The sequence below is a fragment of the Haladaptatus ordinarius genome, assembly GCF_054177595.1.
The window spans coordinates 1-11,701 of sequence record NZ_JBPEHH010000053.1 but is presented as its reverse complement, the minus strand read 5'-3'; the positions used below and the strand labels follow the sequence as shown (position 1 = coordinate 11,701).

Below are 11,701 nucleotides of genomic sequence, written 5' to 3'. Positions count from 1 at the left end.
TGGTGAGTCGACCACCCACGTGTGCGAGTCGGCGAGGAGGTCGTCGCTGGTGCAGCCGAGTTATTTTCCACAGGCAGGAGGGACGGCAGATGGGCCAGGGTTTAGGCGTTCGGGATGGTATCAGTGGTATGGCCGCCAGCCACTCGGCGACCGAAACCGATGGAGAACCGAGCGACGCTGTGACACTGACCGACATCCGGAAAACGTACTATCTCGGCGAACCGGTGCACGCGTTAGACGGTGTGACACTATCGATTCCGCTGGGTTCGTACACCGGGGTGATGGGGCCGAGTGGGTCGGGAAAAAGTACGCTTTTGAATCTCATTGGCTGTCTCGACACGCCGACAGAGGGAACGATTCACATCAACGGTCGCGAAGTCACGGATTTGTCCGACAGCGAGCGAACGACGGTTCGTGGAGAAGAGGTCGGGTTCGTCTTCCAGACGTTCAACCTGATGCCGCGACTGACCGCCCGTGAGAACGTCGCCCTCCCACTCATCTTCCAGAACATCTCGCGTTCGGAGCGGCGAGACCGCGCCGACGAACTGCTCTATCGTGTCGGACTCCGGGGGCGGGAGGACCATCGACCGAACGAACTGTCGGGTGGCCAGCGCCAGCGCGTCGCCATCGCCCGGGCGCTGGCGAACGACCCGGCCATCATCCTCGCCGACGAGCCGACGGGGAACCTGGACACCGAGACGGGCCAGCAGATCATGGCGCTGTTTCAGGAACTCAACGACGACGGACACACCATCCTCATGGTGACCCACGAACGCAACATCGCCGAACACGCCGAACGCGTGATTCACATCCTCGACGGGACGGTGGAGCGAGTGGAAGAGATCGACACACCTCGGCGGGTCGGCGAGGCGCGGTAATGGATTTCGGCGAGACGTTGCGGATGAGCCTGCGGGCGATTCGAGGCCACCGAGTGCGCTCTTCGCTCTCGGCGTTCGGCGTCGTCATCGGGGTCGCCGCCGTCATCACGCTCGTCACGCTCGGAACGAGCCTCCGGGCAGAGATTCTGAGTCAGGTCGCCGGGGACCAGGCACCGAACATGTACGTCTGGGCCGGACCATCCGGCGGGCAACCCGGTTTCGGCGCACAGTCGGTGTTCACCCACCACGACATCACCCGACTCCGGCGAATCGACGGCGTCGCGAGGGTCGTCCCGCAGGGCACCGTCCCGGTCGTCGCGCTCGCACACCGCGGCGAGACGGTGAGCCAGAACAACGTCGTCGCCACGACGCCAGCGCAGTTCGACGGCCAACAGTTCGCCGTCGGCGGGCCGTTCGAGCGCGGAAAACGCGAGGTCGTCTTGAACCCGCTCGCGGCCCGCCTGTTCGACGACACCGCGACGGTCGGTGACCGGGTCTCGCTCCGGATGGCGGACGGAACGACCGTGGACGCCCGCGTGGCCGGCGTGCTCAACAGTTCGGCAGGGACCAGCCAGTTCGAGAGGGGAACGTCCACGCCGCAGGTGTACGTCCCGGCGGATCCGTTCTACAGTTCGACCGTCGAGAGCCCGACACAAGGCACCGAACAGCGCGTCTATCCCCTACTCACCGTCGTCGCCGAGGGTCACGGCACGATACCCGAGACCAAAGCGGCCGTACAGTCCTACCTCGATTCGAACTCCGACGCGAGGCGACTCGCGCCGGACGAGTACGCCGTCCGTGTCCGGACCGACCGCGACCTCGTCAACCGGGTGAAAGAACTGCTCACGACACTGACGACGTTCGTCACGAGCATCGCGGTCGTCTCGCTGGTCGTCGCCGCACTCGGCATCGCCAACGTCATGCTCGTGAGCGTCACTGAGCGCACGAAGGAGATAGGCATCATGAAAGCCGTCGGCGCACAGAGACGCGACGTCCTCCAGTTGTTTCTCACGCAGGCGATACTGCTCGGTCTCATCGGGTCGCTGTTCGGGGTCGTGCTCGGCGCGGTCGGCGGGTACGCCGCCACCGCGTACGTCGGCCTCCCGCTCATGTTCGCGGTCGAGGTCGTGCCGGTCGCCATCGCGGTCGGCCTCGTCGTCGGGATGGTGACGGGACTCTATCCGGCGTGGAGTGCGGCGCGGGTCGACCCCATCGACGCGCTCCGGTACGAGTGAGAGAAGAGGGTGGAGAAGCCCCCACGACAACACCCAAGCAGTCGGACTTCGAACGAGTCCGCATGCACATCGCCTTCGTCGCCTACGACGGCATGACCGCGCTCGATTTCGTCGGCGTCTACGACCCACTGACGCGACTCGACACGATGGGATTTTGCGACGACGTGTCGTGGGACGTCTGTGCCCGGACGGAGCGTGTCACCGCGAACGCCGGACTCGAAATCGTCCCGGACGTGGTGGACGAACCCCTCTCTGAGTACGACGTGCTGGTCGTCCCGGGAGGATTCGTCGCGCGCGAACTCGCCGAGGACGATGGGTTCGTCTCGTGGCTGGCGAGTGCCGATGCCGAGTGGGTCATCTCGGTGTGTACGGGGTCGCTCTTGCTCGGAGCGGCGGGCTTTCTCGACGGAAAGCGAGCGACCACCCATCCCGACGCTTTCGACCGACTCGCCGAGTACTGCGAGGTGGTCGAAGAGCGGGTGGTCTGGGACGGCCGGGTTGTCACGGCGGGCGGCGTCACGTCGGGCATCGACCTCGGTCTGGCACTCGTCGCGGAACTGGAAGACGAGGAGACGCGCGACGCGATTGCGACACAGATGGACTACCCGTACTGACTTGCTGGCGATTGCGTTCGTGTTCCTCTTTGAGGGAATCACGCCTGTTCGAGTCGCTCGTATTCGTCCTCCACGCCGAGTTTCGTGACACAGTGTTCGAGTTCCTGGGTGCGAAGGGTTTCCTCGAACGTCGGGAGCGTGAAACTGGTACCCGCAATATCAGCTACCGATGGCCAGATTCGGGGGACGAGCCCCGGTTTCGCGCGTCCGTGTTCGAAGCTATCTCAGCAGGATTAAGGGCACAGGTTTCACATCTTCGGCCATGAGAGCGTATCGAGCCAAAGTCGTCGAACCGATTTCCCTCCCCGACCGAGAAGAGCGGGTCGCCAATCTCGAAGCAGCGGGGTACAACGTCTTCAACCTCGATGCCGAGGACGTGTTCATCGACCTGTTGACCGACAGCGGAACGGGAACGATGAGCCAGGACCAGTGGGCCGCGATGATGCGCGGGGACGAGGCGTACGCCGGGAGTGATAGCTTCAAACGCCTGCGTGAGAGCGTCGCCGACGTGATGGGTTTCGAGAACGTCGTTCCGGCCCACCAGGGACGAGGAGCGGAGAACGTCCTCTACGGCGTTCTCGTCTCTGAGGGGGACGTCGTGCCGAACAACACACACTTCGACACGACGCGGGCGCACATCGTGAACAACGGCGCCGAACCGGTAGACTGTCCGGTCGACGCCCCCGAGACTGACCAGTTCAAGGGGAACCTCGACCCGGACAAGGTTCGTGAACTGGCAGACGACGTCGGTGCCGAGAACATCCCGGCGCTGGTTGTCACCATAACGAACAACTCGATGGCCGGCCAACCGGTGAGCGTCGAGAACATCCGCGAGGCGCGCGACGTGGCCGACGAACTCGACGCCACGTTCGTCGTCGACGCCTGCCGGTTCGCCGAGAACGCCTACTTCGTCCAGCAACGCGAGGAGGAGTTCGCCGATTCGAGCGTCGCCGCCATCGCCAGCGAGCAACTCTCGTACGCCGACGCCATCGTGATGAGCGGGAAGAAAGACGCGCTCTCGAACATCGGCGGGTTCGTCGGGGTGCGCGACGAAACGCTGTTCGAACGGACCAAACAACGCGGAATCCTCTTCGAGGGCTTTTCCACCTACGGTGGCCTGGCTGGCCGCGACCTCGAAGCCATGGCGGTCGGACTGCGGGAGGCCGTCACGCAGGAGTACATCGAATCGCGCGTCGAACAGGTGCAGGAACTCGGCGACCTCCTCCAGTACGCCGGCGTTCCCGTCTACACGCCGACCGGGGGCCACGCCGTGTACGTGGACGCCGAGGCGTACCTCCCTGAAATCCCCCGTGAGGAGTTCCCCGGGCAGGTGCTGGTCGGCGAACTGTACCGCGAGGGCGGCGTTCGTGGCGTCGAACTCGGTGAGTTCGCGTTCCCCGGCGAGGACCGCCCGCAACTCGTCCGTCTCTGTCTGCCACGCCGCTCGTACTTCCGCGACCACCTGGAGCACGTCGCGGAGACGTTCGAGAAGGTCTCGGCGCGGCGCGGCGAACACACCGGCCTCGAAGTCGTCGAAGAGCCGGAGATGGAGGAGCTTCGTCACTTCAGCGCGAAACTCGAGCCGGTCGCGTAGCCAGGTTACCGTGGAAAGTGGTTTATCACTGGCCGTCGTTCGTATACCAGAAAACACAGACGAAATGGCGGTAGGACGATTGACGACGCCGAATTCGTGGGGAAAGCGAACCGACAGAGAAACGGACCACTCGCTCGCAAGCTATTTGACCCCTGTGACGAACGTTCGAACAACGGAACTCCGCCGTGACCGACAGAATGAGTACAAACGATTCACCCGTAACCGTACTGTTCACCGTCGATTCACTTCGGGCCGATTCGTTCCCGACCGACGGTGTCGTTGCCTCTCTCGGAGCACGAGGAACCGTCTACGAGAACGCGTTCGCCCACGGTAACTGGACGCCGTTCTCGTTCCCTTCCATCCTCGGGGCGAAACACGTGTTCAGCGATTCCCGGAGTATCGGGGTCTCAAAAGAGCCGACGCTGGCCGAGACGCTCGGTGGTGAGAGAATCACCACGGCAGGATTCAACGGTGCAAACGGCTTTCTGACCGAACACTGGGGATACGACCGAGGATTCGACGAGTTCGAGACGTTCACCTCGGGAACCGGCGATAGTCTCTACAGCAAGTACCTCACCGCACACCCGACCGTGCAGGCGTGGCTTCAGGTCGCCGCCTCGCCCGTACGACAACTGCTCGGACGCGAAGGTGGTGCGCGAAACGTCTCCCGGATGCTCGACGTCGAACGACGGGCGGTCGAGTTCGTCGAACGGGCAGAGCCACCCTTCTTCCTCTGGGTGCACTACATGGACGTTCACACGCCGTACGTTCCCGCGCCGAAGTACGTTCGCGACGAAACCGGTGCGAGTATCGGCTCTCTTCGAATGCTTCGTGCACACGCGAAGGCGGGGTTGGGAAAGGAAGTCGGCCAGTCGACGTTAGACGAACTACAGTTACTGTATCGGGCCGCGATTCGACAGGTGGACGAGAGCGTCGGACGCGTGCTCTCGGCGCTGGAAGACCGCGGCTTCCGCGACGATGCCTGTGTCGTCCTCGCAGGTGACCACGGCGAGGAGTTCATGGAACACGGCCACCTCGCCCACTATCCGAAACTCTACGAAGAGCTGATTCACGTCCCGCTGGTCGTCGACTCCCCCGACGACGACCGCGAACGAGTCGAACGAGCGGTCGGTCTGAACTCGATTCCGCCGACGGTCTGTGACGCGATGGGCGTCGACCACGACTTTTCCGGACGGAGTCTGCTCGGGAGTGCTCCCGACCCGGTGCCGGTCACCTCCGTCGCAGTTCGCGGCGAACACGTCACCCAACAACCGATTCCGCGCCGTCTCGACGACGGGGAACTGCTGGTGAGCGCACGGACGAGCGAGTGGACGTACATCTACCACACGGAGTCCGAAGAGCGGGAACTGTACCACCGAACCGACGACCCGGACGAGCAGAACGACCGGTGGGACGAACTCGCGGACACCGACGTCGTCACCCGTCTCCACGAAGCGGTCGAAACACGTATCGAGGACATCGAGTCGGAGGACGACGAAGAGTCGACCGAACCACCCTCCGCGGTCACGAACCAGTTGAAGGCGCTCGGCTATCAGTAGCTTCCGCCGGTGGCAATCAGCGTGGCCACCGTCGCTTTAGCCTGTGGAACACGTACCGACGCGGGATGAACCAACGACAAGCGACCGCCACCGACTCGATGCGAGGGGGGCACTGATGGCGCGCATACTCGTCGTGTACGGTTCGACCGAGGGGCAGTCGGCGACGATAGCGGAACGAATCGCGGAGGTGTTCGACGATGCAGGCCACGAACCGGCAGTCGTTCACGTGAAACACCGTCCCGAGGGGTTCAGCCTCTCGGAGTACGACGCCGTCGTCGTCGGCGCGTCGATACACATGGGGAAACACCAGAAGTACGTGACCCGGTTCGTGCGCGAACACACAGCGGAGTTGAATCGACGTCCGTCGGCGTTCTTCTCGGTGAGTTTGGCCGCCGCAGATGGCAGCGAAGAAGCGTGGGAGCAGGCCCGAGAGTACGTTCACGAGTTCCTCTCCGAGACGGGGTGGGAGCCGGACTGGACTGCCGTCGTCCCCGGTGCGCTCAAGTACAGCCAGTACGGTGTGCTAAAGCGGTTCGTGATGAAGCGAATCGCCAAACGAACAGGTAGAGACACCGCTACCTCTCGTGATTACGAGTACACCGACTGGGACGAAGTCGAAGGGTTCGCCACCGTCATCTCCGATTCGCTGGAGTGACGACGAAAATCGATGAGCGAACGCCCACCTCGGTGTCCGTTACGCCTCGCCGAGCGTCTCGAGCACGCGGTCGAATCGCGTTCGGACCTCCGCCGCGATGTCGTCCATCGCGGGGTTGTCTACGACCGAGAGCATCGCCTCGGGGTCGACCATGCTCACCACGACGCCGTCCTCGGTGTCGTAGACGGCGACGTTACAGGGCAAGAGGACGCCCAGGTTCTGCTCCGCGTCCATCCCCTCTTTCGCCAGCGGCGGGTTGCACGCGCCGAGAATCCGGTACTCCGGATACTCCTCGATGTCGAGTTTCGTCTCGAACGCCTCGCTCACGTCGATCTCGCTCAGTATCCCGAACCCTTCCTCCGCGAGGGCCTCCGTCGTTCGCTCGACCACGTCGTCGAACTCACCGTCGACGTGTCGCTTGTCGTAGTAGGTCATCGTCGGGACGTACACGGTGCGGGAAGTTAGTAGTTGAGGTTGCCGCGTGCAACGTTGTCCCCATGCTAGATGACGAAAATAACGTCAGTCGGTCGATGTCGACGACAGTCACCGGATACGTCTTGTGGGAAGGACACAATACAAGTAGCCGACCGTCCAACCGTCACTCGTGAACGAATCGGACGACGCGTGCGACGTCGACGAGGGGCCGAACTGTGCGTCCTCCCCGGTCGACGATTACGTCTGGTTGGGTCGACGACTCGGTCGAAAACTGAGAACGCTGGTGGGCGACCGAACGGACGAGGAGAACCGATAACGCCGTTCAGTCGGCGTGTGCAGCCATCTCTTCGTGCTCGCCGCCGGATTCGAAGTACGTCACGTACACCTGTGCGAGGAAGACGACGGTGAAGACCACGTCGAGAACCGTCGTGTAGGTGTGTGGCACCGACCCGCTGGTCGACCCCTGCTTCGGAATCAGGTTGACGGCGGCCCACGCGTAGTGGGTGACGATACCCGAGACGGTCGCCACGACGAAGATGGAGACGAACAGCACCGCCGCGAGTCGTTTGCCGTAGTATTTCCGGTACATGTCCACAATGTGCGGGACGATGAGGTCGGCGTAGATGAAGCTCATCACGCCGCCGAACGGGATGCCTGAGGTCCACAACACCAGCGCGAAGGGGACGTTGGCCACCGAGCAGACGAAGGTGATGACGCCGACGAAGACGCCGATGGCGGAGCCGAGGACGACCCACGCGACGGTGCCCTGTGGCGCAATCGTGAACAGCTGTGCCCACCACGATTTCGGAACGAACGCGGCGAGCAACGAGGCGACGATGAACCCGATGACGAGGTCGTCCCAGAGCATCTCCCACTCGCCGACGGCGTTGCGGAAGGCGTTCTTCCACCCCGAGACGGTGGTCAGTTTGTCCTTCCACGTCGCATCCTTCTGCTGGTTCACGTAGGTCTGCTTGCACGACTCCGAGCAGAAGTACTCGGTTCCGCCGTCGGTTTCGACGCTGAGCGTGTCGTCGGCGTCGGGGTCGACGTCCATTCCACAGACCGGGTCACGGACGGTTCCGCTCTCCTCGTCGCCCGCGCGAACGTGGTCGCGGGCCGCCTCGAACCACGAGTCGGGGACGACGTACTTCGTGATGGCCGCCAGCAGGAGTATCATCAGGATTCCCCCGAACACGTCGGCGGCGACGAACTGCCAGCCGAGCAGAATCCACATCACCAGTCCGATCTCGATGACGAGATTCGTGCTGGCGAACTGGAACGAGGCGAACGAGGCTTCCGGCGACGCCCCCTTCTTGAACAACGACTTCGTCGTCGCCACGGCTCCGAACGAACAACTCGACGAGAGGAAGCCGAAAAAGCCCCCCAGACCGAGTTCCTTCAGTCCCCGACCGCCCAACACGTTCGTCATCCGCTCTTCGCTCACGAACGCCTGCACAGCCCCCGCGATGGTGAACCCGAGCACCAGCGCCCACCACGTCTTCCACGTCATCTCGCCGAAGAACTTCGCGGCCTCCACGAGACTCTGGACGACGTTCATGTGTATCCATAGGGATGCCACTTTTTCTACGGTTGTGGTTAACAGAATGAGGTAGTCCGGCGAGCGTGGGGCCGACGGAGCGACGTTCGAACACGGGAGCGAGAGCGTGAGTATGGCGCCGGTTCGCGGCGGAGGACGCGACGCGAAGCCGTCCTCGAACTGCGTGCGGAAGAGAGTGTACCCACTCGATTCGACCACCGCCACGAGAGAGTTTATTTTCTAAGTCGAGAGACACACTCCGCTTTGGATTCTTGCCAGACTCGGTCGTCTGCTGTCGAGACGCTACACGCCCAGTTCGTCGGCGAGGTCGGAGAGCGATTCGACGGTCAGGTCCGGTTCGTCACCGAACGGTTCCCACGGTTTTCCTTTACGGTCGACCCAGACGCCCTGCATTCCGGCGTGTCGTGCGCCCTGCACGTCGAACCATCCAGCGGTGACGTGGGCGATTTCGTCGATAGGCGTTCCCGTTCGGTCAGCGCCGTGGCGGTACAGTTCCGCGTCCGGCTTGAAACGCTCCACCTCGTCGGCGCTAATGGTGTCGACGACGAGGTCACCAATGTTGGCGTGGTCGACCATCGACTCCAGCATCTCGGGGTTCCCGTTGGAGAGGACGTAGCAGTCGTAGCCACCGTCGCGGAGACGGCGGATACCATCACGAACGTCGTCGAACACGTCGAGTTCGTGGTAGACGGCGAGTATCTCGTCGCGCTCGTCCTCGGAGATGTCGGCGTCGTGGGCGGAAAGCGCGTACTGGAGCGCGTCGCGGTTCATCTCGTAGAACGGCTGGTAGGCGTCGACGTGGTTGGCGACGAACGTGTATTCGAGCGACCGGGCGCGCCAGAGCTTCGAGATGGGTTCGGGGTTCTCGACGCGCTCTGCGAGTGCCGTCTCCGCCGCATCGACGTCGACCAGCGTGCTGTAGGAGTCGAACGTGAGGGTCGTGACTCGTTCGGGAACAAAGGACATGCGTCAAACCGAGTTCGGTCGGTGCGGAGTTAACGGTGGGGGCCGTACCATCCTGTCGGAGAAAACGATTATTCGTCTCACGAACGAACGACGAACTATGGGTACGACAGACCAGGACGATTCGTTGCTCCGAATCTTCCTCGTCGTGCTGGCCGTCCTCCTGTTCGTCCCGATACTGCTGATGGCGTTTTCAGTTCCGATGGGTGGGTGGATGACGGGGGCAGGGTTCCGCGGGCAGGTTGCTGCGTGGCGGTGGGTCATGCTGCTCGTCCCGCTTCTCGTCGTCGTCGGATTCGGCTACCTCGCGTATCGCGTGCTCTGGGGGAGGTGGCGACGTGAGTGACGACGAGGGCGACCGTACGCTCGAAAAACTGCTGATGGCCTACGCCCGCGGTGACATCTCCGAAGAGGAGTTCGACGTTCGGAGAGAACGACGTCGACGAGAGAAGTAGCACCGATATCGGGGGTCAGTCTGCGGCCTGTGCGTTCTCCTGGTTTCCTTCTCCCATCTCCGCTGGGTTCATCATCCCTTCTTTGACGCCGAGTCGGATGAGCACGACGTTCACGGGATAAGCAAAGACGAACCCGACCGACAGCGAGAAGGCGAGCGCGCCCCAGAACAGGAGTGACCCGAACTTCGCGCCGCCAGCAATCAGGAGGTCGGTTCCGATGGCCGTTATCTCCATGATGGTAATCGACGGCGTCTCGCTGTACAAGGCGTCCACGACCGCCGTTTTGAACCCGACGCCTTCCTGCATCAGCGGACCGACGGTCAGCGCGTACCCGAAGAGATACGCCAGCGTGAAGGTACCGGCGGCCTGCCACAGGATACTGCTGACCGCCAGCACGCCGACCAGCGTCGTCAGTCCGACGACTTCGCCACCGCCACATCCGGAGTAACAGTGAGCGGTCGAGCGAAAGCTACGTCGCCACAGCGAATCGTATGATATCTGCGTTCGGCCCGAGTACCAGTAGATGCCCAACCCGAACGGACCGGAGTACAACACGACCAGCGCCCAGACGAACTTCATCAGCGACGGCAGGGCCTGGTTGCGCTCTCGAATGTCCCACCAGAGGACGCCGACCGACGCGAGGACGAGCGCGACCCACACGCCGAGCACCGTCGGACTGGACAGTATAGGTTTCATCACTTCTCGAACTGGCGCGAACGCGTGCTCTATCTGCTTTATCACCTGTGTGAGTTGCATGGAGACGCACCTCGATTCGGAACTGCAACTGCACCGTCAATTCATCGCTACTGCTTGCTAGTACGGGTCTGGTCCTTTCTACCCTTCCGGCTAACGGAGCCGAACTAACGTTCGAGCAAATATAGGATTCCAAAATCAGAGCGTTATCGTGTGCCCGTTTCCGGCGTCGAATCGGGCGAAATCTGAAAGCCGACTGCCACACGAACTTCGCGTCTCCGAGGGACTGAGATGGATATCGAAGCGAGAACTGCAACCCATCGTTCCCCACGTCGAGACGAACGTCGCTTCCTGTGCCGACTTCGGCTTGAGCGTGTAGAGGAGTTCACCCCGTTCCGGCATCCCCTTCAACAGAAACGAGAGCGCGGAGTTCGCCTCGACAGTGTACTCGCGGTCGAAGCTCGTGTTCGTTTCGGGTTCGATTCGCGTCGCCTGCATCTGCATCGTGAACGGAAAGCCGAGCCCATCGTCCTCTCGTTCGACGGACTTCGTTTCCCCGTGCTCGTTCGTTACGCGGTACGCCGAGATCGGCCGATTCGATACCGAGAGCGAGAACAGCCGTGGACGATTCGTCGGATTCTCCACGAGGAGACGGCTTCCGTCCTCGGACTGAGAACTCGAAGACCCGCCGGAACCGATTCCCCCGGTGAGAAGGACCGCGCCCGATGCGAGAACGCGCCGCCGTGATACGATGTTGGATAGCTGATCCATAGTACCCCCACAGAACGTCGTCGCTCCGCAACAGTTTCAATACTGTGGCCTCGTCGTGCCACGCCTCGCTACACAAGACTGGACTGACGGAAGCAAACGGGGATGAAATTCCTGTCTCCCCCCGATTGCTTCACTCTCACCTCTGGATAAAGAACCGTATTATCGATACTTCTGAGCCTGTCCAAGAAACATCGACGGGATGACTCAGATTCTCTGGATTTCGAGCCATATGACATAAATCTTATCTAGCTGAAACTCCTGTACAGCGTAAGGATTCTCATGACGTCCAAC

Annotated in this window: 13 protein-coding genes; 8 read left to right on the top strand and 5 right to left on the bottom strand. The window is 62.3% G+C overall.

Annotated features, from left to right (window positions below; genetic code table 11):
- Positions 1-128 precede the first annotated feature (128 nt).
- From ACR3FF_RS17430 to hemG, 6 genes are all read left to right on the top strand, one after another.
- Positions 129-878, top strand: coding sequence for an ABC transporter ATP-binding protein (locus tag ACR3FF_RS17430; protein WP_458189388.1), 750 nt, complete (start codon positions 129-131; stop codon positions 876-878).
- The gene (locus tag ACR3FF_RS17425) at positions 878-2,113 is read left to right on the top strand and encodes an ABC transporter permease (protein WP_458189372.1); all 1,236 of its coding nucleotides are present in this window, start codon (positions 878-880) and stop codon (positions 2,111-2,113) included. Before ACR3FF_RS17430 ends, ACR3FF_RS17425 begins: the two co-directional genes overlap by 1 nt.
- Positions 2,114-2,175: 62 nt before the next feature.
- Positions 2,176-2,727 carry a DJ-1/PfpI family protein gene (locus ACR3FF_RS17420; RefSeq protein WP_458189371.1) on the top strand — a complete coding sequence of 184 codons (552 nt, stop codon included), beginning with the start codon at positions 2,176-2,178 and terminating at the stop codon, positions 2,725-2,727.
- Between the two features lie 262 nt (positions 2,728-2,989).
- Positions 2,990-4,321, top strand: a complete 1,332-nt coding sequence (locus tag ACR3FF_RS17415) for a tryptophanase (RefSeq protein ID WP_458189370.1) — start codon at positions 2,990-2,992, stop codon at positions 4,319-4,321.
- A 197-nt stretch (positions 4,322-4,518) separates the two neighbouring features.
- Positions 4,519-5,880 carry a sulfatase-like hydrolase/transferase gene (locus ACR3FF_RS17410; protein WP_458189369.1) on the top strand — a complete coding sequence of 454 codons (1,362 nt, stop codon included), beginning with the start codon at positions 4,519-4,521 and terminating at the stop codon, positions 5,878-5,880.
- A gap of 115 nt (positions 5,881-5,995) precedes the next feature.
- Positions 5,996-6,535 (top strand): menaquinone-dependent protoporphyrinogen IX dehydrogenase, encoded by a 540-nt coding sequence (gene hemG, locus ACR3FF_RS17405; protein WP_458189368.1) that lies wholly within the window; start codon positions 5,996-5,998, stop codon positions 6,533-6,535.
- A gap of 39 nt (positions 6,536-6,574) precedes the next feature.
- Here hemG and ACR3FF_RS17400 read toward each other — a convergent pair whose 3' ends face one another.
- Positions 6,575-6,970 (bottom strand): DUF302 domain-containing protein, encoded by a 396-nt coding sequence (locus tag ACR3FF_RS17400; protein WP_458189367.1) that lies wholly within the window; start codon positions 6,968-6,970, stop codon positions 6,575-6,577.
- A gap of 169 nt (positions 6,971-7,139) precedes the next feature.
- Here ACR3FF_RS17400 and ACR3FF_RS17395 point away from each other — a divergent pair, with 169 nt between their 5' ends.
- A complete protein-coding gene (locus ACR3FF_RS17395) occupies positions 7,140-7,286 on the top strand; it encodes a hypothetical protein (protein ID WP_458189366.1) in 147 nt (48 codons plus the stop codon).
- Positions 7,287-7,292: 6 nt separating this feature from the next.
- Here the strand turns inward: ACR3FF_RS17395 and ACR3FF_RS17390 are convergent, their stop codons facing one another.
- Both ACR3FF_RS17390 and ACR3FF_RS17385 read right to left on the bottom strand, forming a co-directional pair.
- Positions 7,293-8,528, bottom strand: a complete 1,236-nt coding sequence (locus tag ACR3FF_RS17390; protein WP_458189365.1) for a permease — start codon at positions 8,526-8,528, stop codon at positions 7,293-7,295.
- Positions 8,529-8,810: 282 nt separating this feature from the next.
- Positions 8,811-9,494 (bottom strand): haloacid dehalogenase type II, encoded by a 684-nt coding sequence (locus tag ACR3FF_RS17385; RefSeq protein ID WP_458189364.1) that lies wholly within the window; start codon positions 9,492-9,494, stop codon positions 8,811-8,813.
- Between the two features lie 97 nt (positions 9,495-9,591).
- Here ACR3FF_RS17385 and ACR3FF_RS17380 point away from each other — a divergent pair, with 97 nt between their 5' ends.
- On the top strand, positions 9,592-9,837 hold the full coding sequence (locus ACR3FF_RS17380; RefSeq protein WP_458189363.1) for a hypothetical protein: 246 nt from the start codon (positions 9,592-9,594) through the stop codon (positions 9,835-9,837).
- Positions 9,838-9,961: 124 nt separating this feature from the next.
- Here ACR3FF_RS17380 and ACR3FF_RS17375 read toward each other — a convergent pair whose 3' ends face one another.
- A complete protein-coding gene (locus ACR3FF_RS17375; protein WP_458189362.1) occupies positions 9,962-10,702 on the bottom strand; it encodes a DUF4396 domain-containing protein in 741 nt (246 codons plus the stop codon).
- Between the two features lie 135 nt (positions 10,703-10,837).
- On the bottom strand, positions 10,838-11,410 hold the full coding sequence (locus ACR3FF_RS17370) for a hypothetical protein (RefSeq protein WP_458189361.1): 573 nt from the start codon (positions 11,408-11,410) through the stop codon (positions 10,838-10,840).
- Positions 11,411-11,701 lie beyond the last annotated feature (291 nt).

Coding starts and splice junctions, on each gene's coding strand:
- ACR3FF_RS17385 (WP_458189364.1), bottom strand. CDS start 9,494: ATGTCCTTTGTTCCCGAACGAGTCACGACCCTCACGTTCGACTCCTAC.
- ACR3FF_RS17420 (WP_458189371.1), top strand. CDS start 2,176: ATGCACATCGCCTTCGTCGCCTACGACGGCATGACCGCGCTCGATTTC.
- ACR3FF_RS17370 (WP_458189361.1), bottom strand. CDS start 11,410: ATGGATCAGCTATCCAACATCGTATCACGGCGGCGCGTTCTCGCATCG.
- ACR3FF_RS17400 (WP_458189367.1), bottom strand. CDS start 6,970: ATGACCTACTACGACAAGCGACACGTCGACGGTGAGTTCGACGACGTG.
- hemG (WP_458189368.1), top strand. CDS start 5,996: ATGGCGCGCATACTCGTCGTGTACGGTTCGACCGAGGGGCAGTCGGCG.
- ACR3FF_RS17380 (WP_458189363.1), top strand. CDS start 9,592: ATGGGTACGACAGACCAGGACGATTCGTTGCTCCGAATCTTCCTCGTC.
- ACR3FF_RS17410 (WP_458189369.1), top strand. CDS start 4,519: ATGAGTACAAACGATTCACCCGTAACCGTACTGTTCACCGTCGATTCA.
- ACR3FF_RS17425 (WP_458189372.1), top strand. CDS start 878: ATGGATTTCGGCGAGACGTTGCGGATGAGCCTGCGGGCGATTCGAGGC.
- ACR3FF_RS17415 (WP_458189370.1), top strand. CDS start 2,990: ATGAGAGCGTATCGAGCCAAAGTCGTCGAACCGATTTCCCTCCCCGAC.
- ACR3FF_RS17375 (WP_458189362.1), bottom strand. CDS start 10,702: ATGCAACTCACACAGGTGATAAAGCAGATAGAGCACGCGTTCGCGCCA.
- ACR3FF_RS17390 (WP_458189365.1), bottom strand. CDS start 8,528: ATGAACGTCGTCCAGAGTCTCGTGGAGGCCGCGAAGTTCTTCGGCGAG.
- ACR3FF_RS17430 (WP_458189388.1), top strand. CDS start 129: ATGGCCGCCAGCCACTCGGCGACCGAAACCGATGGAGAACCGAGCGAC.